19 protein-coding genes, 1 tRNA gene and 1 pseudogene are annotated in these 21676 nt (G+C 74.5%); 10 read left to right on the top strand and 11 right to left on the bottom strand.

Annotation, left to right across the window (positions count from 1 at the left end):
* Positions 1-75: 75 nt before the first annotated feature.
* Positions 76-1791 carry a methionine--tRNA ligase gene (gene metG, locus ABT403_RS19715; RefSeq protein ID WP_344166454.1) on the bottom strand — a complete coding sequence of 572 codons (1716 nt, stop codon included), beginning with the start codon at positions 1789-1791 and terminating at the stop codon, positions 76-78.
* Between the two features lie 444 nt (positions 1792-2235).
* Between metG and ABT403_RS19710 the strand changes: the two genes are divergently transcribed.
* Together ABT403_RS19710 and ABT403_RS19705 are read left to right on the top strand one after the other, a co-directional pair.
* A complete protein-coding gene (locus ABT403_RS19710; RefSeq protein WP_351649421.1) occupies positions 2236-2766 on the top strand; it encodes a sigma-70 family RNA polymerase sigma factor in 531 nt (176 codons plus the stop codon).
* Positions 2767-3545: 779 nt separating this feature from the next.
* Positions 3546-4289, top strand: a pseudogene (locus ABT403_RS19705) (IclR family transcriptional regulator); the annotation flags it as partial.
* 313 nt (positions 4290-4602) lie between these two features.
* Here the strand turns inward: ABT403_RS19705 and ABT403_RS19700 are convergent.
* The 3 genes from ABT403_RS19700 to ABT403_RS19690 form a co-directional block, all read right to left on the bottom strand.
* On the bottom strand, positions 4603-6267 hold the full coding sequence (locus ABT403_RS19700) for a serine/threonine-protein kinase (protein ID WP_425580296.1): 1665 nt from the start codon (positions 6265-6267) through the stop codon (positions 4603-4605).
* Between the two features lie 82 nt (positions 6268-6349).
* Positions 6350-6434, bottom strand: a tRNA-Leu gene (locus tag ABT403_RS19695).
* 182 nt (positions 6435-6616) lie between these two features.
* Positions 6617-7558 (bottom strand): beta-ketoacyl-ACP synthase III, encoded by a 942-nt coding sequence (locus tag ABT403_RS19690; RefSeq protein WP_344166451.1) that lies wholly within the window; start codon positions 7556-7558, stop codon positions 6617-6619.
* A gap of 207 nt (positions 7559-7765) precedes the next feature.
* Here ABT403_RS19690 and fdhD point away from each other — a divergent pair, with 207 nt between their 5' ends.
* Positions 7766-8599, top strand: coding sequence for a formate dehydrogenase accessory sulfurtransferase FdhD (fdhD, locus tag ABT403_RS19685; RefSeq protein ID WP_344166450.1), 834 nt, complete (start codon positions 7766-7768; stop codon positions 8597-8599).
* Positions 8600-8607: 8 nt separating this feature from the next.
* Here fdhD and ABT403_RS19680 read toward each other — a convergent pair whose 3' ends face one another.
* From ABT403_RS19680 to ABT403_RS19665, 4 genes are all read right to left on the bottom strand, one after another.
* A complete protein-coding gene (locus ABT403_RS19680) occupies positions 8608-9036 on the bottom strand; it encodes a (2Fe-2S) ferredoxin domain-containing protein (protein ID WP_344166449.1) in 429 nt (142 codons plus the stop codon).
* A gap of 9 nt (positions 9037-9045) precedes the next feature.
* Positions 9046-10098 carry a bile acid:sodium symporter family protein gene (locus ABT403_RS19675; RefSeq protein WP_344166448.1) on the bottom strand — a complete coding sequence of 351 codons (1053 nt, stop codon included), beginning with the start codon at positions 10096-10098 and terminating at the stop codon, positions 9046-9048.
* Positions 10099-10204: 106 nt separating this feature from the next.
* Complete coding sequence (locus tag ABT403_RS19670; RefSeq protein ID WP_344166447.1) at positions 10205-11812, bottom strand: caspase, EACC1-associated type; 1608 nt, start codon at positions 11810-11812, stop codon at positions 10205-10207.
* Positions 11809-12147, bottom strand: coding sequence for an effector-associated constant component EACC1 (locus ABT403_RS19665; protein ID WP_344166446.1), 339 nt, complete (start codon positions 12145-12147; stop codon positions 11809-11811). The genes ABT403_RS19670 and ABT403_RS19665 overlap by 4 nt, the downstream gene beginning before the upstream one ends.
* A gap of 179 nt (positions 12148-12326) precedes the next feature.
* Between ABT403_RS19665 and ABT403_RS19660 the strand changes: the two genes are divergently transcribed.
* The gene (locus ABT403_RS19660) at positions 12327-13178 is read left to right on the top strand and encodes a LysR substrate-binding domain-containing protein (protein WP_344166445.1); all 852 of its coding nucleotides are present in this window, start codon (positions 12327-12329) and stop codon (positions 13176-13178) included.
* 9 nt (positions 13179-13187) lie between these two features.
* Here the strand turns inward: ABT403_RS19660 and ABT403_RS19655 are convergent, their stop codons facing one another.
* Positions 13188-13862: a hypothetical protein gene (locus tag ABT403_RS19655; protein ID WP_344166444.1), complete on the bottom strand. Its 675-nt coding sequence runs from the start codon at positions 13860-13862 to the stop codon at positions 13188-13190.
* A gap of 256 nt (positions 13863-14118) precedes the next feature.
* Between ABT403_RS19655 and ABT403_RS19650 the strand changes: the two genes are divergently transcribed.
* The 3 genes from ABT403_RS19650 (at position 14119) to ABT403_RS19640 (ending at position 17421) form a co-directional block, all read left to right on the top strand.
* Positions 14119-15942: an AMP-dependent synthetase/ligase gene (locus ABT403_RS19650; protein WP_344166443.1), complete on the top strand. Its 1824-nt coding sequence runs from the start codon at positions 14119-14121 to the stop codon at positions 15940-15942.
* Positions 15943-16082: 140 nt separating this feature from the next.
* Positions 16083-16925, top strand: a complete 843-nt coding sequence (locus tag ABT403_RS19645) for an aldo/keto reductase (RefSeq protein WP_344166442.1) — start codon at positions 16083-16085, stop codon at positions 16923-16925.
* 7 nt (positions 16926-16932) lie between these two features.
* Positions 16933-17421 carry an RICIN domain-containing protein gene (locus tag ABT403_RS19640; RefSeq protein WP_425580295.1) on the top strand — a complete coding sequence of 163 codons (489 nt, stop codon included), beginning with the start codon at positions 16933-16935 and terminating at the stop codon, positions 17419-17421.
* A gap of 24 nt (positions 17422-17445) precedes the next feature.
* Here the strand turns inward: ABT403_RS19640 and ABT403_RS19635 are convergent, their stop codons facing one another.
* Positions 17446-17751, bottom strand: coding sequence for a 4a-hydroxytetrahydrobiopterin dehydratase (locus ABT403_RS19635; protein ID WP_344166441.1), 306 nt, complete (start codon positions 17749-17751; stop codon positions 17446-17448).
* Positions 17752-17939: 188 nt separating this feature from the next.
* Here ABT403_RS19635 and ABT403_RS19630 point away from each other — a divergent pair, with 188 nt between their 5' ends.
* Positions 17940-18743 carry a helix-turn-helix domain-containing protein gene (locus ABT403_RS19630; protein ID WP_344166440.1) on the top strand — a complete coding sequence of 268 codons (804 nt, stop codon included), beginning with the start codon at positions 17940-17942 and terminating at the stop codon, positions 18741-18743.
* Positions 18744-18753: 10 nt separating this feature from the next.
* On the opposite strand, the gene ABT403_RS19625 is transcribed toward ABT403_RS19630, so the two are convergent.
* Complete coding sequence (locus tag ABT403_RS19625) at positions 18754-19176, bottom strand: hypothetical protein (RefSeq protein WP_344166439.1); 423 nt, start codon at positions 19174-19176, stop codon at positions 18754-18756.
* A 397-nt stretch (positions 19177-19573) separates the two neighbouring features.
* Between ABT403_RS19625 and ABT403_RS19620 the strand changes: the two genes are divergently transcribed.
* Both ABT403_RS19620 and ABT403_RS19615 read left to right on the top strand, forming a co-directional pair.
* Positions 19574-20137: a toxin-antitoxin system, toxin component gene (locus ABT403_RS19620; protein ID WP_344166438.1), complete on the top strand. Its 564-nt coding sequence runs from the start codon at positions 19574-19576 to the stop codon at positions 20135-20137.
* A gap of 108 nt (positions 20138-20245) precedes the next feature.
* Positions 20246-21676, top strand: a 1431-nt coding sequence (locus tag ABT403_RS19615) for an NAD(P)/FAD-dependent oxidoreductase (protein ID WP_351649413.1), incomplete at its 3' end; no start/stop codon positions are given.

Below are 21676 nucleotides of genomic sequence, written 5' to 3'. Positions count from 1 at the left end.
CTACCACGGCCCCCGGACACGCCGAAGGGCGCGGCCCCGGCGGGGTCGCGCCCTTCGGACGGCGGTCACGGGGGCTCAGGCCTCCGGGGAACCGCCGAAACGCTCGCGGTAGGACTCCAGGTCCTCCTCGGTCACCCGGGCGAAGAGCACCGGCGGCACGGTGAACGGGGTCCCGGCCGGAACCGCGTCCAGCGCCCTGGCCTGCTCGGGGGTGACCCACGCGGCGGTGTCGCCGGGCAGGTCGAACGAGGAGCGCATGGCGCGCGCCGAGGCCGGGATGAACGGCTCGGAGACCACCGAGTAGAGGTGGATGAGGTTCATCGCGGTGCGCAGGGTGAGCGCGGCGGCCTCCAGGTCGGTCTTGACCTCCAGCCAGGGGGCCTTCTCGTCCAGGTAGGCGTTGCCCGCCGACCACAGGGCGCGCAGCGCGGCCGCGGCCTTGCGGTACTGGAGGGTCTCCATGTGGCCCTCGTACTCGGCGAGGAGCTCGGCGATCTGCTCGCCCAGCTTCGCCTCGGCCTCGCCTGCGGGGCTGCCGGCCGGGACCTCGTCGCCGAACTTCTTGCGGGAGAAGGTCAGGACGCGGTTGACGAAGTTGCCGAGGGTGCCGCCGAGGTCCTTGTTGACGGTGGCGGCGAAGTGCTCCCAGGTGAACGACGAGTCGTCGGACTCGGGGGCGTTGGCGATCAGGAAGTAGCGCCAGAAGTCGGCCGGGAGGATCTCCAGCGCCTGGTCGGTGAAGACGCCGCGCTTCTGCGAGGTGGAGAACTTGCCGCCGTAGTACGTCAGCCAGTTGAAGGCCTTGACGTAGTCGACCATCTTCCAGGGCTCGCGGGTGCCGAGCTCGGTGGCCGGGAACATCACCGTGTGGAACGGGACGTTGTCCTTGGCCATGAACTGGGTGTAGCGGACGTCCTCGGCCTCGTACCACCAGGACTTGAAGTCGCGGTTCGCCGGGTCGGCGTCGGCCCACTCCTTGGTGGAGGCGATGTACTCGATCGGCGCGTCGAACCAGACGTAGAAGACCTTGCCCTCGGCGGCCAGTTCGGGCCAGGTGTCGGCCGGGACGGGGACGCCCCAGTCGAGGTCGCGGGTGATCGCGCGGTCGTGCAGGCCCTCGGTCAGCCACTTGCGGGCGATGGAGGAGGCCAGCTGCGGCCACTCCTCCTCGTGCCGCGCGACCCAGGCCTCCACCTCGTGCTGGAGCTTGGACTGCAGCAGGAAGAGGTGCTTGGTCTCGCGGACCTCCAGCTCGGTGGAGCCGGAGATGGCGGAGCGGGGCTCGATCAGGTCCGTGGGGTCGAGGACGCGGGTGCAGTTCTCGCACTGGTCGCCGCGCGCCTTGTCGTAGCCGCAGTGCGGGCAGGTGCCCTCGACGTAGCGGTCCGGCAGGAAGCGGCCGTCGGCGGGCGAGTACACCTGCCGGATCGCGCGCTCCTCGATGAAGCCGTTCTCCTGGAGCTGCCGCGCGAAGTGCTGGGTGATCTCGGCGTTCTGCGCGGACGAGCTGCGGCCGAAGTAGTCGAAGGACAGCTCGAAGCCGTCGTAGACCGCCTTCTGGGCGTCGTGGGCCTGCGCGCAGAACTCGGCGACCGAGATCCCGGCCTCCTTGGCGGCGAGTTCGGCGGGGGTGCCGTGCTCGTCGGTGGCGCAGATGTACAGGACGTCGTGGCCGCGCTGGCGGAGGTACCGGGAGTACACATCCGCCGGAAGCATCGACCCGACCATGTTGCCCAGGTGCTTGATCCCGTTGATGTAGGGAAGCGCGCTGGTGATCAGGTGTCGAGCCATCCTCGGATGCTCCATTTCAGTTCATTTCTACGGGTCCATGCGGCTGTGCGCGGCGGCGGCCCGCCCGGGGCGTGCCGTGCCGGACACGCATGGTGAGGCGGTTCATCGTATCGAACCGCGGGCGCGGACCCCGACCGGTATCCGGAGGGCGGACGGGGACCCGGCACGGGGCCGGGCGGCGGCGCCCGCCGCGCCCGGCGGGGCGGAGGTGCCGACGGGATATGCGTACGGGCCGACGGGCCCCCGGCCCGGTCGAGATCGTTCACGAAGCGGTCACCACCCCACGTAATCCCTTCAGGTTCCTCCTCCGCGCCCCCCGAGTGCGCCGGTACTGCTCTCATGGACCGGCACCAGGGGATGAGGTGGGGAACGGTGAACGATGGCGGACCGGAGGAGTCCGGCGGGGCCGTGGGACTGCCCAGCCGGCGGCGGCAGCCGACGCCCATGAGTCAGTGGGACCCGACCGCGCGCCTGTCGTACTGGGCCTTCCACACCAACCGGCGGCCCGCGTACATGCGCTTCGCGTACCTTCAGCTCGGCTCCGACGCGGACGCCGAGGACGCGGTGGACGCCACCTTCGACTCGATCATGCACGAATGGCTCCGCATGCTGCACATGGACCGACTCGACGCCTACGCCTGGACCGTGCTCAAGCAGCGCATCGTCGACTGGCAGCAGCGCCGCGACCCCCGGCTGCGCCGGCCCGAGCCGATGGACATCAGCGCCTTCGAGGCGGCGCTGAAGGAGGCCCACCCCGACCAGTACGAGGTACTGACGGACACCATCCGCTTCTACCGCGCCGTCGCCCGCCTCGCCGAGCGGCAGCGGGACACCGTGATGCTGCGCTACGGGCTGCGGTGCACCCCGGGCGAGGCCGCCGCCGTGATGGGCGTCGACGAGGCCACCGTCCGCTCGCAGCTCGGCCAGGCCCACCGGCGCCTCGCACGGCTGCTCGACGCCGGCGCCGAATCATGACCCCCGCCGACGACCGCTCCGGCGCGGACGGCGGCCCGGACGCCCCGCCCCGCGCCCTGGCCGAGTTCCTGCTCCGCGCGGGCGTGCGCGACCGTTACCCGCACTACGACCTCGGCGCCGCCGAGGCCCGGCTGCTGCGCACCCCCCGCGCCTCGGGCGCCCCCACCCCGCCGGCCCCCCGGGGCCGGCGCCGCTCCTTCGGCTGGAGCGACCCGGCACGGGACCGCCCGCTCGACTCCGAACGGGCCCGCAGAGACCTGAAGGCCGCCTGCCTCGCCGTGGTCTGCGACCCGCGCGCCGGACGCGACCTCGGCCGCTTCGTCGACGGCGGCCACGCCGACCTGCCCGGGTCGGTCGTCTTCGGCTGCCTGCTGCACCTGGCGGGGCTGCGCGACGGAGCCCGGTTCTGGTGGCAGTTCGCCGCCGGGTCCGGGAGCCCGCGCACCGCCCCCGCCGCCTACTGCCTGTTCCTGGACCACTCCCGGCGCGGCGAGCACCACGACGCCCGCCTCTGGGCCCGCGAACTGGGCCGCCGCGGCTTTCGGCCCGCCGGCCGCCGGGAGCTGCGCGAGGTACGGCTGTGCGCGCAGGCGGCCGTCCTGCGGTACGTCGACCAGTGCGACGACCCCGACCTGGGCCCGGTGCCGGTGCCCCGGGCGGAGCTGCCCGGGGTGCTGGCGGCGTTCCTGCCGCCGCCCCCGCTCCCGGAGCCCCGGCCCCGCCCCGGCGCGGGCCCGCTGCGCCACCCCGCGCTGACCTCGGCCGCGCGGGGCACGGCGGTGCGCTCCGACACCGGGGAGGCCCTGGCGCAGGCCCGGCGCGCGCTGGACGTCGTACGGGTCCTGGAGCGGCACCCGCTCGGGGTGCGGGCCGGCGAGCTCGCGCGGAAGACCGGGCTCACGGAGGCGGCGCTGCGCCCGCTGCTGTCGATGCTGTGCGAGGAGGAGTACGCCCACCGTCCCGGCGCGGGGGTGTACGCGCCCGGCCCGGCCCTGGACCGGCTCGCGGCCCCGGGCGGCGCGGGACTGGCCGGCCAGCTCCAGCGCACCCTGGCGCTGGCGCGGGACAGCGCGGGCGCCGCCGTCTACCTCAGCCGGTACGCGGAGGGCGAGGTCCGGATCACCCAGATGGCGGACGGCCCGGGGGCCCCGCCGGTGCGGGAGTGGGTGGACTTCCGGGCCGCCGCGCACGCCAGCGCGGTCGGCAAGTGCCTGCTGACCCAGCTCGACCACGACGTGCGGGCCGACCACGTGGCCCGCCACCGCCCGGCCCGGCTCACCGCGCACACCATCACCGACAGCCGGGCCCTGTTCAGCGCCCTGGACGCGGTGGCCCCCGGCGCCCCGGTCTTCGACCTGCGCGAGTACTCCCCCGGGGTCGTCTGCTCGGCGGTGCCCATTGCCACCGGCGGCGCCGCCGGGAGCCTGGCGCTGTCCCTGCCGGCCGCCCACGCCCACCGCCTGCCCGAGGCGACCCGGGCACTGCGCCGCAAGGCGGTGCCGGTGCTGCTGGCCCTGCTGCTGTCGGGGGCCATCCCCCCGGACGCCCCGGCGCAGCCGCGGACCCCCGCCCCGGCGGCCGCCGCCCCGGCCCCGGAGACCCTGCGCCACCTGGGCCGGCTCTTCCGGACCCCGCTGACCCGGTTCGCGGCGTCGGCCGCCGGACCGCACCTGGTCAGCGACTCCGCGTCGGGGGCGGCGTACCTGTTCGACACCCTCCCGGAGGGCGACGGGCCGCGCCTGGCGCTCCCCCGGACCCTGGGCCCGCTGGCCCCGGGGAGCCTGCCGGCGCAGGAGGGGCTGGTGGTCCTGGGCACGTGACCGGGTGGTCGCGGCCTCAGGCCCCGGGGACGAAGGAGTCCAGGGCCGTGTCGAAGTAGGCCCTGGCCTGGGTGAGGCGGCCGACGGGGGCCGACACCCAGACGTCGTACATCCGGCCGTCCCGGTCCCAGCACAGGTCGAAGGTGTGCCGTGCGCCCTCGGCGGCGCTGAAGCCGTTCCAGGTGAACTCCCACAGGGCCGCGGGCAGTCCGTCGTGGGTGGTGGGGACGATGGTGTCGTCGCGGTAGCCGGGGTTGGTGGAGGGGCCGTCCGCGTCGGACTGCCGCATCGCGGCGAGCGGTCCGCCCGGCGAGGAGGGCTTGACCTTGATGCCGATGCGGAACGCCCCGTCCGGGGAGACGTAGAAGACCCGCTGGTCGTCGGTGGTGCGCTGGAAGCCCTGGGGTACGGCGAGGCTGAAGCCCTCCGGGTCCGCCACCGTCCGGTAGCCGGCGGGCACGGGCCTGGTGGCGGCCGGCGTCCCGGGCGCCGGCCGGGTGGGGGCGGGGGCGGTCACCGTCGCGGTCGCCGTGGCCGTGGAGGCGCCCGGGGACCCTGCGGCGGGTGTGACCGCGCCGGGGGACGTGGCGGGGTGGTCGTCCCGCGCGGCCGGCCGTCCGCCGTCGCCCGTCGAGCGGGAGAGCAGGGAGGTCACGGTCACGCCGCCGATGACGGCCACGGCGACGAGCCCGGCGACCAGCCCGGCGCGCAGGCCCGCCCGCTGGTTCGGCGGCCGCGCGGGGCCGGTCTGGGCGGTGGCGCGTTCGGTGGGCGAGTACCCGGCGGGGGCGGGCCCCGCCGGGCCGGGGGCGGGGGGCCGGCCGAGGAGGGGGAGGCTGCCGGTGGTGACGTACGCGGAGAGCATCCGCTGTGCCTCCGCGACCCCCAGCCGGCGGTCGGGGTCGCGCTCCAGCAGGCCCCGGACCAGCGGGGTCAGCGGTCCGGCCTGGACGGGCGGGCGGATCTCGTCGTAGACGACGGCGTGCAGGACGCCGCCCAGCGAGTCCCGGTGAAAAGGGGACTCACCGGTGAGGGCGGCGCACAGCAGGACGCCGAGGGACCAGAGGTCGGAGGCGGGGCCGGCGGCGGCCCCCTGCATCCGTTCGGGAGAGGTGTACTCGGGCGAGCCGACGAACGCGCCGGTCTCGCTGATGGTGGTGGAGCCGGCGAGGCGGGCGATCCCGAAGTCGGTGAGCACCACCCGGCCGGTGCCCGCCTCCATGAGGACGTTGGCGGGCTTGACGTCGCGGTGGAGCACCCCGCGCTCGTGCGCCGCGCTCAGGGCGCCGAGCAGGGCGAGCCCCACGCGGGCGGCCTCGCCGGCGTCCAGGGGCCCCCGGCCGGTGAGGCGGTCGGCGAGGGAGCCGCCCTCGACGAGTTCCATGACGATGTACGGGCGGCCGTCGTCCTCGACGACGTCGTGCACGACGACCACGTGCGGGTGCTTGATCTGCGCGACGGTGCGCGCCTCGCGCAGGGCACCCGTCGTCTCCTTGCCCTCGCCGACGTGGAGTTCCTTGACGGCGACCGCGCGGCCGAGGAGCTCGTCGGAGGCCCGCCAGACGGTGCCCATGCCGCCCCGGCCCAGCCTCTTCCCCAGGCGGTAACGCCCGGCGATCACGACCTCGTTGCGCGGTTCGTCCTGCGGCACGCTGTTCCCCCTCGACCTGGTCACGGCCATGATGCCGCACCGGCGGATCCGGCCACCGGGGTCCGGCCCGGAACACGAAAAAGAACCCCACCGAAGTGGGGTTCTCTGTCTGTGTCCGAGGGGGGACTTGAACCCCCACGCCCGATAAAGGGCACTAGCACCTCAAGCTAGCGCGTCTGCCATTCCGCCACCCGGACCGGTGGTTGGCCCCGGTTTCCCGCGGCGACATGGACAACAATAGCAAAGGATCGGCGCCCCTCCGACCAGATATCCGGGCCGGCCGCCGGCCCGCCACGCCGCGCTGACCTGCGGGCATGTCACGGGGCCGGATACGGGGGCGCCCACCCCGGCAGGGGGTGGGCGGCGGGGCGGGGTTCGGCTAGGGGCAGCGGATGACCTGGCCGGCGTAGGAGAGGTTGCCGCCGAAGCCGAACAGGAGGACCGGGGCGCCGGAGGGGATCTCGCCGCGCTCGACGAGCTTGGACAGGGCCATCGGGATGCTGGCCGCCGAGGTGTTGCCGGAGTCGACGACGTCCCGGGCGACGACGGCGTTCACGGCGCCGATCTTGGCGGCGAGGGGTTCGATGATCCGCAGGTTGGCCTGGTGCAGGACGACCCCGGCGAGCTCCTCGGGGGTGACCCCGGCCTTCTCGCAGGTCTTGCGGGCGAGCGCCGGGAGCCGGCTGGTGGTCCAGCGGTAGACGGACTGGCCCTCCTGGGCGAAGACCGGGGGCGTGCCCTCGATGCGGACGGCGTGGCCCATCTCGGGGACGGATCCCCACAGGACCGGCCCGATCCCGGCTTCGGGGCTGGCCTCGACGACGGCAGCGCCGGCGCCGTCACCGGTCAGGACGCAGGTGGTGCGGTCGGTCCAGTCGGTGATCCCGGCCATCTTGTCGGCGCCGATGACCAGGGCGCGGGTGGCGGATCCGGACCGGATGGCGTGGTCGGCGGTGGCGAGGGCGTGGGTGAAGCCGGAGCAGACGACGTTGAGGTCCATCACGGCGGGCGCGCTGTTCATGCCCAGCTTGGCGGCGACGCGGGCGGCCATGTTGGGGGAACGGTCGATGGCCGTGGAGGTCGCGACCAGGACGAGGTCGACGTCGTCGGGGGTCAGGCCGCCGTTGGCGAGGGCCTTCGCGGCGGCCTGGTAGGCCAGCTCGTCGACCGGCTCCTCGGGGCCCGCGATGTGGCGGGTCCTGATGCCGACGCGGGAGAGGATCCACTCGTCGCTGGTCTCGACCATGGCCGCGAGGTCCTCGTTGGTGAGCACCTTCGCGGGCTGGTAGTGCCCAAGCGCCACCACGCGTGAACCGGTCATGGGCGGGATCCCCCTTTGTACGGCAGTCAGGATCATTCACCTTCTCCTGCTACTGATGAGTACGTCTGCGTGTAACCCAACAGGATTAGGCCACCGGAATTTGGAGAATTCCCAGCATGCTCCAGCCCGGGGACCGGGCCCGTGACGGATCCGCGAGAATGTACTGGCCAGGTACAGGATGAGGACGGAACGGGCGGGCTGATCGCGATGGGACGGGTCACCGAGCGGCGCCGCGTCATACGGGTCCGGGGCGGGTCGGCCGGTGTCCGGCCGGACACCCTGGTCGCGGAGGAGCCGCTGGAGATACGGCTGAACGGCAAGCCGCTGGCCATCACGATGCGCACCCCCGGTGACGACTTCGCGCTGGCGGTGGGCTTCCTCGTCAGCGAGGGCGTGATCGCGCGGGCCTCGGACGTCCGGGCCGTGACGTACTGCGAGGGGGCCGCGGAGGACGGGTCCAACACCTACAACGTCGTGAACGTGCAGCTGGCCGCCGGGGTTCCGGTGCCGGACATCACGCTGGAGCGGAACGTCTACACCACCTCCTCCTGCGGCCTGTGCGGCAAGGCCAGCCTGGACGCGGTGCGCACGGCGACCCGTTTCCCGGGGCTCGCGGCGGATCCGGTACGGGTGCCCGCGGGCCTGCTGTCCGTGCTGCCGGACCGGCTGCGCGCGGCGCAGAAGGTCTTCGACCGCACGGGCGGGCTGCACGCCGCCGGCCTGTTCTCGGCGGAGGGCGAGCTGCTCGACCTGCGGGAGGACGTGGGGCGGCACAACGCCGTGGACAAGATCGTCGGACGGGCGCTACAGGCCGGGCGGCTGCCGCTGGCCGGTGCGGTGCTGCTGGTGTCGGGCCGGGCCTCGTTCGAGCTGGCGCAGAAGGCCGTGATGGCCGGGATCCCGGTGCTGGCGGCGGTGTCGGCGCCGTCCTCGCTGGCGGTGGACCTGGCCCTGGACTCGGGGCTGACGCTGGTGGGCTTCCTGCGGGGGCCGGACATGAACATCTACGCGGGCGAGGAGCGCATCCTCCTGCCCGCGTAGGCCCGCTCTCAGCGGCGCCTGCCCCGGCGGGGGGCCGGCGTGGCCGGCTTCGGCTCCGGGGGGTCGATGCGGTGCAGTTCGAGGGTGGCCGGGAGCGGGGTGGTGCCGGGGCCGCCGGACTCGGCCCAGGCGATGATCTCGTCCGTCGCGGTGTCGTCCAGGGCCCAGCCGAACCAGACGGCGCGGGCGCCCCGGCGGCGGGCCTCGGTGGTGGGCTGGACCACGATCACGTTGGCCCGCTCGCAGGGCCCGAGGCAGTCGCTGGTCCGCACGGCGAGCCGGCCCCCGGAGGCGTCGGCGGCCTCCCGGAGCCGGGCGAGCTGGCCGGCGTGGTCGGTGCCGGGGTTCTTGCGGGGGTCCCCGCAGCAGCAGCCCCGGCAGACCACGAGGGTGCAGGGGCGCGGGGCATGGGCGGCGAGCGGGCGTATCCAGGTCACCGACGCACGTTACCGGCCCTGCGGAGCGGGGTGTTGGGGCCGGGGCGAGACCTCCGCCACACGGCCGGCCGGGAGTTGGGTCCCGTCCGGGGCCGGCGGGTCCCCTGCGCGGCGGCGGGCCAGGACGGCGCACACCATGAGCTGCGTCTGGTGGAAGAGCATCAGCGGCAGCACGGCGAGGGAGGCCTGGGCCCCGAACAGCACGCTGGCCATGGGGAGTCCGGCGGCGAGGCTCTTCTTGGACCCCGCGAACTGGATGGCGATGCGGTCCTCGCGGCCGAAGCCGAGGCGGGCGGCCCCGTACCAGGTGACGAGGAGCATCACGGCGAGGAGTACGGCCTCCACGGCCATCAGCACCCCCAGGCGCGGGAGGCTGACCCGGTGCCAGACCCCGGCGGCCATGCCCGCGCTGAAGGCGGCGTACACGACGAGGAGGATCGAGCCCCGGTCGACGTAGCCGAGGACCGGCTTGTGGCGGGTGAGGAAGCCGCCGACCCGGCCGCGCAGGAGCTGGCCCAGCAGGAAGGGCAGCAGGAGCTGGACGGCGATCTTGAGGAGGGAGTCCGGGGAGAAGCCGCCCGCGCCGCCGCCGAGGAGGGCTCCGGCGAGCAGCGGGGTGAGGACGACCCCGGCGAGGCTGGAGAAGGAGCCGGCGCAGATCGCGGCGGGGACGTTGCCCCGGGCGATGGAGGTGAAGGCGATGGACGACTGGACGGTCGAGGGGACCAGGCAGAGGAAGAGCAGGCCGTTGTAGAGGGGCTGCGTCAGCAGGGTGGGGACGAGCACGCGGGCGGCCAGGCCGAGCGCCGGGAAGAGCAGGAAGGTGCAGGCCAGGACGGTGAGGTGGAGGCGCCAGTGGCGCAGCCCGTCAAGGGCCTCACGGGTGGAGAGCCGGGCTCCGTAGAGGAAGAAGAGCAGGGCCACGGCGGCCGTGGAGGCTCCGTCGGCGACGGCGGCCGCCGCGCCTCGGGCGGGGAGCAGCGCGGCGAGCCCCACGGTGGCCAGGAGCGCCAGTACGTAGGGGTCCAGAGGGAGCCGGGCGGGAAGGCGGGGGCGTCGCATGGGCGGTGCTCACTTGCTGTCGGGAAGGGCGCGCCCCGTGGCGGAGGGGCGGCTTCCATCGTCGCCGGTCCCCGGTCATCGGGAAACCCGCACACCGCTCTGACTGTCATCGGGTTCCGTGATGAGCGGATGCCGGTTGGACCCGGGAAGAGGGCTCGGGAAACCATTCGGGGTGCCGCTCGCGGAGCTGCGCCATGGCCGGGAGGAAGCTCCGCAGGGCCGACAGGAGCGGGTGTTCCCAGCCCTCCGTGAACTCCAGCCGCTGGTGTCCGAAGGTGAGGACCGTGGTGACGGTCAGCACGTCCTCGGCGGAGCCCCCCTGATCGGTGACGGTCACCACGCGCTCCATCCCGGTCGAGACGGACAGGGAGAGGTCGCCGAGACGGGAGTAGGGGATCCTGATGGCGGTCGGGGCGTTCAGGACGTACAGGTGCGTGTCGGTGAACGCGACGGTACGGGTCGAGCTGTTCGTGGTACGGCCGATCAACCGCTCCCGCTCGGCCATGCGGTACGACCTCCTCAGCGTGGCGGCGACCCGGCCGGCGCGCCTTGCGCCGGCCTCCGCCAGGGTGAAGCCGCGCAGGATCAGCACCAGGCGCAGGGCGTCCTCGAACGTGGCCGGTTCGCGGCGGTGGCGCTCGATGTGGGCGTCGACCTCCGCGATGTCGAAACCGTGGCGCGTGCGGCGCCCCTCGGTGCGGAAGTACGGCGGGGCGGCCCGCGACCACCGCTCGGGGTCGGCCACCGTCGCCTCGACCTCCTTCAGCCGCGCGGTGACGTCCTCCATCCGGTAGCCGCCGGCCTTGACCGTGGCGAAGCGGATCTTCCCGCCGGTGACCGCCGCCGGTGGCACCGCGACGGCCGGCCGCTCCGGCTCCCGGGCCGGTCGCCGCTCCGGAGCCGCGACGGCCGGCGGGACCGGCGGCGGGACCGGCGGGACCGGCGGCGGGGCCGGCTCCCGGGGGCGGTCGAGCCGGTTGCGGACGAGGGGGAAGGCCCCCGCGCCCGTCTTGCCGCACTCCTCCGGCGGGGCGAGTTCCGCCGCCCGCATGCGCCGGCGGACCTCCTCGTAGAGCTCGCTCAGGCTCAGCACCGGTCCGGCGTCCGCGAGGCCGTCCCGTACGACGCCCAGCAGGTGCCCGGTGAACGCGCTGTACCGGGCCCCCGGCGGCGCCTTGGAGGTGCGGTTCCCGGGAGCGGAGGTCAGGGAGTACACGCCCTGGAAGACGGCCAGCTGGTCCGTCACCAGCCGGGACTCGGCGCCCATGAGGTCGCAGTGCGCCCGGCCGCTGTAGCAGGAGTCGAGGATCACGATCTTGACGTTCGCGCGGGACCGCTTCACGACGCCCGCCAGGTAGGAGAACGGCAGGCTGGTCCAGTCCTGGCCGGGCTCGCTCCCCGTGAGGCCGAGGTGGAGTTCACCGCCGGCGGTCAGGAGGCCGTGGCCGCTGTAGTAGACCAGCAGGACGTTCTCCGCCCGCGCGGCGGCCTCGGCCACGGGCGCCATGATGTCCTGCGCCGTGCCGGGATCGTCCACGAGCCGCACGTCCGCTGCGGCGAAGCCGCCGAGCGTGCCGTCGGTGAGCACGTCCGCGAGGCCGCGGATGTTGCGCGCGGAGTGGGGGATCGCCCTCAGGTCACGCGAGGTGTACGCCGCGGTGCCGATCAGTACGGCCCGGGAGGACGCGTACGAGGGAAGGGGGCCCGCGCTCACCGGCCGTCCAGCTCCCGCACGATCCGGACGGCCACCTCGTCGGGGTCCTGGAGCCGGGAGGCGTCGATCTCCACCTCCTTCTCCCCGCTGCGCACGCGGATCCGCACCGGGCGGCGCCGGACGCCGGCCCAGGTGCCCAGGGAGGCCGCGACGGCCGTGAGCACCCCCTGGGGTTCCAGCAGCAGCCGGAGCGCCTCCGCGACCGGGCCCATGTCCCCGTCCTGGACCGGCGCGGCCTCGGCGGTGATGGTGACCCGCCCGAGGTCGGCGTCCTGCCGCAGCCACTGTTCCAGCCGGCGCAGCTCGTCGCCCGCCTCGTCGCCGGCCAAGTCCACCCGCACGATCATGGAGCACCCCCGGGATGTCGCAACTCGCAGGCCGCACATGCTAGTCAGGCGCGGCGTGCGCCGCCGGTGATTCGGCGACAGCGGTCCGACGCGTGCCCGCCGGGCGCCCTGGCGACACACCGGACCGGCGATCGGATGATCCGAAGGAACCGGCCTAGTCTGGGGGCGTGTACGACCCGGTCCAGTTGCGCACCTTCCTCACCGTGGCCCAGACGCTGAGCTTCACGCAGGCCGCGGGACGGCTCGGGGTACGGCAGTCGACGGTCAGCCAGCACGTGCGCCGGCTGGAGGAGGCCACCGGCCGGCCGCTGTTCGCCCGGGACACCCACAGCGTGGCGCTGACGGAGGACGGGGAGGCCCTGCTGGGGTTCGCCCGGACGATCCTGGAGGCGCACGAGCGGGCGGCGGCCTTCTTCGCCGGGACCCGGCTGCGCGGGCGGCTGCGGTTCGGGGCCTCGGAGGACTTCGTGCTGACGCGGCTGCCGGAGATCCTGGAGGGGTTCCGGCACGAGCATCCCGAGGTGGACCTGGAGCTGTCGGTCGAGCTGTCGGGCATCCTGCACGAGCGGCTGGACGAGGGCCGCCTGGACCTGGTGCTGGCCAAGCGGCGCGGACCCGGGGACGAGCGGGGCCGGCTGGTGTGGCGGGACCGGATGGTGTGGATCGGGGCGGAGGGGCTGCGGCTGGACCCGGACCGGCCGGTGCCGCTGATCGTGTTCCCGCCGCCGGGGATCACCCGGGCGCGGGCGCTGGAGGTGCTGGAGCGGGAGGGGCGGCCCTGGCGGATCGCCTGTACGAGCGGCAGCCTGAGCGGTCTGATCGCGGCGGCCCGGGCGGGGCTCGGGGTGATGGCGCACACCCGGGGGCTGATCCCGCCGGGTCTGGTGCGCGTGGGCGGGCTGCCGGAGCTGGGCCCGGTGGAGTTCGCCCTCCTCCAGGGCCGCCGCCCCACACCGGCGGCGGAGGCCCTGGCGGCCGCAGTCCTAGCGGGCGGCGACCGCCTGAGCCGGCCGGCCTGACCGGCCGGCCTAGCGGGGCAGCCGGGCGGGGTGCTTGACGTCCGCGGGGCGGGCCTGGACTTCGAAGGTGTCGTCGCCGCTGAACCGGATGGTCCCCGCGGGCAGGCAGTCCGCCTCCCGGTCGGGTGCGACGCCGTCGCAGTGCTCGGCGCTGAGCGTGACGAAGACCGTGCTGGTGTGGGTCCCGACGCTCAGTGCCTTGAAGGGCGGGGAGACGGGGGCGGAGTACGGGAAGCCGTCCGAGGTGAAGAGACCGGTGCGCAGGACCTCCTTCTTCTTGAAGGTGAAGGTCCGCTCCTGCGGCGTTCCGATGTCGTGCACGTAGGTGGCACTGACGAACTTGGCGTTGAAGTCCTCGATCGGGGCGATCCCCGGGCGCAGCGGCTTGTAGCCCGGGGGGTACACGGCGCTCGCGGCGTCCACGGCGGTCGACCAGCCGAAGGTCGCCCTCACCCATCGCTCCTTCGCGAGCGTGACCCGGCAGGTGGGCGGCGGGGCGATGATCCGCTCCCTGACGTGGAAGACCGCGTTGAAGTCGAAACCGTCCGAGGCCACGCAGTGCGGTACGGGCGGCTTGGCGGCCGGGTCGGCGGCGGAGGCGGTGGGTGCGCCCGCCGCGGCCGCGCAGAGGGCGGCGGCGAGGAGGGGCGGTACGGCCGCGGCGAGGAGGCGGGTTCGGTTCACCGGTGACCAGCTTTCGGGAGGGCGGCGGGATGGGCCGTCCGACAGCGGAGCACAGGGCGGGGTGCGGGTGTGGGAGACATCCGTGGGGCGGGGCCGGACGGCGGACCGGGGGGCACTCGTTCGGACGTGCGGGCGAGGGATCTCGCAGGTGGGGCGGGGGGACGCGCGAGGGGATCTTGTGGAGGTTTCCTCAGGGGTGCCGGGCGGCGGGGCCGGTGGGGTAGCGTCTCGGCGCCCGGGACCCAAGGAGGCAGTGTTGCGCGAGTTCACCGTGCCGCCCGTGGTCAGCGGCTCGCCGGCCGGCGGCCTGGCCGACGTCGTGTTCGAGCGTGCGGAGCGGGACCCGGACCGGGTGGTGCTCGGGCGCAAGACGGCCGGGGTCTGGCGGGACGTGACCTCCGCGGAGCTGGCCGGCGAGGTGCTGGCGCTCGCCAAGGGGCTGCTGGCGCAGGGCGTGCGCTTCGGGGACCGGGTCGCGGTGATGGCGCGCACCCGCTACGAGTGGACCCTGTTCGACTTCGCGCTGTGGGCGGTCGGCGCCCAGCCGGTCCCCGTCTACCCGACCTCCTCGGCGGAGCAGGTGCACTGGATCCTCTACGACTCCTCCTGCACGGCGTGCGTCGTGGAGGACGAGGACCAGGCGATGACGGTCGGCTCGGTGATCGAGGGGCTGCCGCAGCTGCGACTGCTGTGGCAGCTGGACGCGGGGGCGGTGGCGGAACTGGTCGCGGCCGGGCGGGGGGTGGACGAGGACGTGGTGCACGGGCACCGGCGGGCCGTGACCCCGGAGGCCGTCGCCACCGTCATCTACACCTCGGGGACCACGGGCCGCCCCAAAGGGTGCGTGCTCACCCACGAGAACTTCATGTTCGAGGCCGACACCCTGGTCTCCCGCTGGGAGTCGGTGTTCCGGGCGGGGCCGGGCGAGCAGCCGTCCACCCTGCTGTTCCTGCCCCTGGCGCACGTCTTCGGGCGGATGGTGGAGGTGGCGGCCGTACGGGCCGGGGTCAAGCTCGGGCACCAGCCGGCGCTGGCCGCCTCGGAACTGCTGCCGGACCTGGCCGCCTTCCGGCCGACGTTCGTGCTGGGGGTGCCGTACGTCTTCGAGAAGGTGTTCGCGGCGGCACGGCGCGCGGCGGAGGCTGAGGGGCGGACGGGCCCCTTCGACCGGGCGGTGGAGACGGCCGTGCGGTACGCGGAGGCGCGGGAGCAGAAGGCGTTCGGGACCGGGCCGGGCCCGTCGGCGGCGCTGCGGATGGAGCACCAGCTGTTCGAGAAGCTGGTGTACGGGAAGGTCCGCGAGGCCCTGGGCGGACGGGTGCGGCACGCGATGTCGGGCGGTTCGGCGATGTCGCGGCGGCTGGGCCTGTTCTTCGACGGCGCCGGGATCACCGTGTTCGAGGGGTACGGGCTGACGGAGTCCTGCGCGGCGGCCACGGCGAACCCGCCGGGGGCGGTGAAGTACGGGACGGTGGGGCCGCCGATCCCGGGCACCACGGTGCACATCGCCGAGGACGGGGAGGTGTGGCTGTACGGGCGGCACGTCTTCTCCGGGTACCTGGGCGATCCGGGGGCCACGCGGGATGTGCTGCGCGAGGGCTGGCTGGCGACGGGGGACCTGGGGCGGCTGGACGGGGACGGCTATCTGACGATCACCGGGCGCAAGAAGGAGATCCTGGTGACCTCGAACGGCAAGAGCGTGGCGCCGGCGGCGCTGGAGGAGCGGGTGCGTTCGCATCCCCTGGTGTCCCAGTGCGTGCTGGTGGGCAACGACCGGCCGTTCGTGGCGGCGCTGGTGACCCTCGACATGGAGGGGATAGCGCACTGGCTGTCGATGCGGGGGCTCGCGCAGCGGGCGGCGGAGCAGCTGGTGGGCGATCCGGCGCTGACGGCGGAGGTGCGCAGGGCGGTGGTGGCCGCCAACACCCTGGTGTCGCAGGCCGAGCAGATCCGCGCCTTCCGGGTGCTGGCCGGGCAGTTCACCGAGGAGCGGGGGCTGCTGACGCCCTCGCTGAAGCTGAAGCGCCGGGCGATCGAGAAGGCGTACGCGCGGGAGATCGCGGGCCTGTACCCGTCCTGACGGCACGCCGTGGGAGCGGCGGCGGCTGGGCCGTCCGGGTGGTGGCCGGTGGTGGCGGGCGGCGGCGGGAATACGGTGCGCGGGAGGCCGGTTGTCGCCCCCCGTACGCCACCGCGCCCCGATCACGAGGAACCCCCACCGTGCACCAGGTCCCGAACATCAAGCTCAACAACGGCACGCTCATGCCCCAGCTCGGCTTCGGCGTCTGGCAGGTTCCCGACGACGAGGCGGAACGCGTCGTGGGAACCGCGCTGGAGGCCGGCTACCGCAGCGTCGACACCGCCGCCGTCTACGGCAACGAGCGGGGCACCGGCCGGGCGGTGACCGGCTCCGGGCTGCCGCGCGAGGAACTGTTCGTCACCACCAAGCTGTGGAACGGCCCGGACCGGCGCTGGGACCGCGACGCGGTGCTGCGCGCCTTCGACGACTCGCTCGGCAAGCTGGGCCTGGACCACGTCGACCTGTACCTGATCCACTGGCCGCGCCCGATGCGCGACGACTTCCTCACCATCTGGAAGACCTTCGAGGAGATCGCGGCGAGCGGCCGCGCCAAGGCCGTCGGCGTGTCGAACTTCCGTCCCGCGGACCTGGAGCGGCTCGGGGCCGAGAGCCCGCTGGTCCCGGCGGTGAACCAGATCGAGCTGCACCCGCTGTTCCCGCAGGACGAACTGCGCGCCCTGCACTCCTCGCTCGGCATCGCGACCGAGGCCTGGTCCCCGCTGGGCCAGGGCAAGGAGCTGCTGGAGCTCCCGGCGGTCGCGGCGGTGGCCGCCCGGCACGGGCGCAGCGCGGCGCAGGTGGTGCTGCGCTGGCACCTCCAGAAGGGCACCATCGTGATCCCGAAGTCGGTGACCCCGTCGCGGATCCGGGAGAACCTGGACGTGTTCGGCTTCGAGCTGGACGCCGAGGACCTCGCGGCGCTGGACGCGCTGGGCGCGGACGGGCGCCGCATCGGTCCGGACCCGGCCGAGTTCGACGTCTGAAGCGGACGTGAACGCTCCGCGCTCCGCCGGATCCGCCGCCTCCTCGGGCGCTTCCGGCCCTGACCGTACCCCGGCCCCCCACGAGGGGGTCTACCTGATCCGCAACGCGGGCAGCGGGCTGGTGCTCCAGCTGGAGGGCGCCTCCCGGGTGCGGGTCGGCCCCGACGGGCCGCCCGCCCCGGAGGCCGCCCGCCGGTGGCGGCTCGCGCCGACGCACGGCGGCGCCGGGGTGTACCACGTGGTGAGCGAGGACAACGGCCGGCGTCTCGACGTGGCGAACGCGTCGACGGACAGCGGGGCGCGGGTGCAGGTGTGGCGGGCCAACGCCTTCGGCGCCCAGGAGTGGATCGTCGAGGAGCACCTGGACGACCCGGGCGTGGTCTCCCTGGTGGCCTGCATCAGCGGCCTGCTGCTGGAGGCCGACGGGGAGGGCCGGGCCCGGCAGGGCGAGGACACCGACTCCCCGTCGCAGTGGTGGCGGCTGGAGCGGGCCTGACACCGGCCGGCCCCGGCCCCCGGGTCAGTTCGCGCCGTGGGCGGGGGCGAGGGCCTCGACGCGTTCGGCGAGGGCGAAGTCGTTCTCGGTGACGCGCCCGCCGGCGTCGTGGCTGTTGACCGCGAGGCGCACGGTGTCGTAGCCGAGGGTCAGGTCGGAGTGGTGGTTCAACTCGTCCTGGACCACGGAGATATGGGCCACGAGCGCACTGGCGGCGCGGTGTGAGCCCACCCGGTAGGTGCGCAGGATCCGGTCGTCCTCGAAGGCCCAGCCGGGGAGTTCCCGGAGCCGGTCCTCGATCTCCTTCTGCGACAGCGGTTCGCTCGGCATCCGCGGCCTCCTCGTGCTCGTTACCGGTCCTCGTGCGTGATGTGCAGTCAGTTTTCCACGGTGTGCGCCGGAGTGAACCCTTCCCGCGCCGGTGCGCACGGGTGCTTCCGCGTCGCGGGCGGCCCCGCCGTCCCATTCCGCGGAACGGGTCCGGACCGGCGCGGTACCCCTCGGTTAACGTCGTGGCCATGACGACCACGACCTTGCCGGACGGCACCTCCGCGGGCCCCCTGCTGCGCGCCTGGCGGGTGCGGCGCGGGATCAGCCAGCTGGAGCTGGCGGGCCGCGCCGACTGCTCCTCCCGGCACATCAGCTTCATCGAGACGGGCCGTTCGCGGCCGAGCGAGGAGATGGTGCTGCGCCTGGCCGAACACCTCGACGTGCCGGTGCGGGAGCGCAACGCGCTGCTGCTGGCCGCCGGTTACGCGCCCCGGTACGCGCACACCCCGCTCGACGACCCGTCCATGGGCGCCCTGCGCGAGGGCCTGGAGCGGCTGCTGACCGGCTACGAGCCGTACCCGGCGCTGGTGGTGGACGGGACGTACACGGTGATCGCGGCCAACCGGGGCATCGCGATGCTGCTGGACGGGATCCCGGAGCACCTGCTGGCGCCGCCGCTGAACGCCATGCGGCTCACCCTGCACCCGGAGGGGCTCGCCGGGCGGATCCACAACCTGCGGGAGTGGCGGGGCCATCTGCTGGCCCAGATGGAGCGGCAGATCGCGCTGGACCGCTCGGCGCCGCTGCGCGCCCTGTACGAGGAGGTGGCCGCGTACCCGGTGGCGGAGCGGCCCGGCGACGCCGAGCCGGACGAGCCCGTCCCGTACGTCGCGCTGCCCCTGCGGATCGAGCACGACGGGCACCTGCTGTCGTTCGTGTCGTCCATCTCCACCTTCAACACGCCGATGGACGTGACCGTCGCCGAGCTGGCCATCGAGACCTTCCTGCCGGCGGACCCGGCGACGGTGAAGTACCTGCGTTCCCTGGGCTGAGGCCCCGCCGTCAGCGGCCGGCGGCGGTGGCGCGCAGCGCCAGCTGCTGCAGGAGGGCGAAGGAGGCGACGGTGAGGGCCTGGGCCGGGATCCACAGCGCGCCGGCCGTCGTGGGCGAGAACCAGACGAGGAGCGAGACCAGGCTGAGGGCCGCCCAGAGGTAGTTGGCCTCGATGACGAGGCGCACCGGGAACACCGGCGGGCGGCGGCGGGAGGCCAGCCAGCCGACGCCGGCCCCGAAGGCGGTCAGGAAGAGGCCGAGTTCGAGGAGGGTGGCCTGGCCGACGCCGAGCAGGCGGCCCAGCGGGCCGCAGAAGGCGGCGTAGGCGAGGCCGTTCGAGGTGGTGACGACGGCGTCGAGCGCGAGGAAGCGGCGCAGCGCGGTCTGCGGGACGGTGGTGCGGGCGAAGCCGGAGAGCAGGGTCGCGGACATGGCGGTCAGCCTCCATCGAGGTCGGAGCGTGCGGGGTGGGACGGGCTCCGGGGCCGAGTGCGCGGCCCCGGGGCCCGATGGCTCCACTGTGCCGACGGGGGCCGGGTGGGGTCGATTACCTCCGGGGTCATGGCGGTCGGCCGGGCCGGGGTCATGGCGGTCGTCCGGGCCGGGCGGATCGGGGTGCTCCGGGGTGGCCGGAAAGCTACCCGTCCGTATGGCGCCAATGTTTGGGGATGCGCTGGTCCGGCGCGGGAGCGGAGGTTAGGCTTCGTCGCACCGAGCCCCCTCGAACGCCCTGTCGACGTACGGAGAACCTCCCGGTGCGAGACGCCACCCGCCGCGACGCAGACGGCCGGGAGCGGCCGCTCGCCGCCGTCGCCGAGGGGGAGGCGCGATGAGGACCACGCGGACCATGCGAAGGCTCGGCTCCGACCTGCTGGCGCAGGCGCGGATCGCGCGGCCGTCCGGAGCCGCCGAGATCATCGCGGGGCTGTGCGGTGCCTACGCGCGCCGTCGCGGCGGGCGCCCGGTGGAGCACCGGTTCGTCCCGTTCCCCCCGGACACGGCCAGCGGGCTGTGGCTGGAGCTGGAGGACCGCGACCTGGTCGTGGTCGAGGCGCGCACCCGGCCCGAGCACCAGCTCGTCATCGCCTGCCACGAGCTGTGGCACCTGGACGAGGGCACCTGCGACCGCCACGGCCCCGGCATGGCCGTCGCCGCCCGGCTCACCGGACCCCGGGGCGGCCTCGCCGGCCTGCTGCGGACGGACTCCGGGCTGCAGGCGGTGGTCCGGCAGGCGGCCGCGCGCGCCGACGCCGAGGATCCGGCGGAGGTCCGGGCCGAGACCTTCGGCCTGCACCTCGGCACAATCCTGCGGACCTACCTCCCCCCGCCCCGGCAGGACCCCTTCCCCGAGGACCTCGAACGGATCAGGTCCTCGCTCGGCTGGAGCCGTTGAGCACCCGCCACCGGACGCCCGCCCCGGCCGCCGGCCCCCACTCCACCCGCCCGAGCCGCCGCCGGACCTGTGCCGGGTTCCCGGCGGCCTGACAGAGAGCACCACACGATGACCCAGTCCTCCCCGCCGCGTCACGCCGTCGTCATCGGCGGCAGCATGGCCGGCCTCCTGACGGCGGCCGTGCTCTCCGAGTACGCGACGGTCACGATCATCGACGCCGACACCTTCCCCGAGGGCCCGGAGCCCCGGCGCGGGCTGCCGCAGGCACGGCACGTCCACGTCATGTGGTCGGGCGGGGCGCGCGCCATCGAGGAGATCCTGCCGGGCATCACGGACGCCTGGACGGCGGCCGGGGCGATCCGCCGGCGGCTGCCCACCGATGTGGTGACGATGACCGCGCACGGCTGGCTGCCGCGCTGGGGCGAGAAGCAGTTCACCGTCTCCTGCAGCCGCGACCTGCTCGACTCCGTGGTCCGGGCCCGGGTCACCGCCCTGCCCCGCGTCACCGTGATGCAGCGCAGCCGGGTGCGCGGCCTGGAGGGCACGGCCGCGCGGATCACCGGCGTCCGCGTGGACACCCCGGAGGGGGAGGGCGTGCTGGTCCCGGCCGACGTCGTCGTCGACGCCGGCGGGCGCGGCTCACGGTCACGGCTGTGGCTGGAGGAGCTCGGCGCGGGCGCCGTCCCCCAGTCCGAGGTCGACTCCGGGCTCGTCTACGCGACGCGGATCTTCCGGGCGCCCGAGGGCGCGCACGCGCTGGGCTTCCCCATCGTCAACGTCCAGTCCGACCCCCGGGTTCCCGTCCCCGGCCGCACCGCGACGATCGTGCCCATCGAGAACGGCCTGTGGCAGGCCACCCTGTCCGGGACCCGGGGCGGGCAGCCGACCGGGGACCCCGACGCGTTCATCCCGTTCGCCGAGGACCTGCGCGATCCGATCGTGGGACGGCTCCTGAGGGGGCGCACCCCCCTCACGGACGTCGCCGTCACCCAGAGCACCACGAACCGCCGCCTCCACTTCGAAAAGGCCGATCTGCCCGACGGGTTCTTCGCCGTCGGGGACTCCGTCGCGACCTTCAACCCGCTCTACGGCCAGGGCATGTCGGTCGCCGCCAAGGGGCTGCTCGCCGTCCGCGCCCTGCTGCGCGCCGGGGGACTGTCCCGGCCCGGTTTCGGCAACGCGGCGCAGCGCGCCCTCGCCCCGCAGGTGGCCGCCGCGTGGAGCCTGGCGACCTCGCAGGACATCCTCTATCCCGGCGCCACCGGCATGCGGCCGAAGCGGGGATCGGGGCTGCTGGACGCGTACGTCAACCGGCTGATGGCCGGGGCCACCGTCGAGGAGCCCCTGACGGCCGCCTTCTTCGAGGTCATCACGATGACCAGCCCGCCCACCGTCTGGTTCCGCCCGGAGGTCCTCTGGCGGGTGCTGCGGTCCTCCGACCGGGGCGCCCTCAAGGCCCCGCCGCTGACGGCCGCCGAGCGGACGGTCGCCGGGCTCGACGGGCCCGCGGGCGGCGCCGTCGGCCCCGGCCGCCGGGCC

It is taken from the genome of Streptomyces sp. NPDC000075, assembly GCF_040301925.1.
GTDB lineage: Bacteria > Actinomycetota > Actinomycetes > Streptomycetales > Streptomycetaceae > Streptomyces > Streptomyces polychromogenes.
This window is presented reverse-complemented; position numbering and strand designations above follow the sequence as displayed.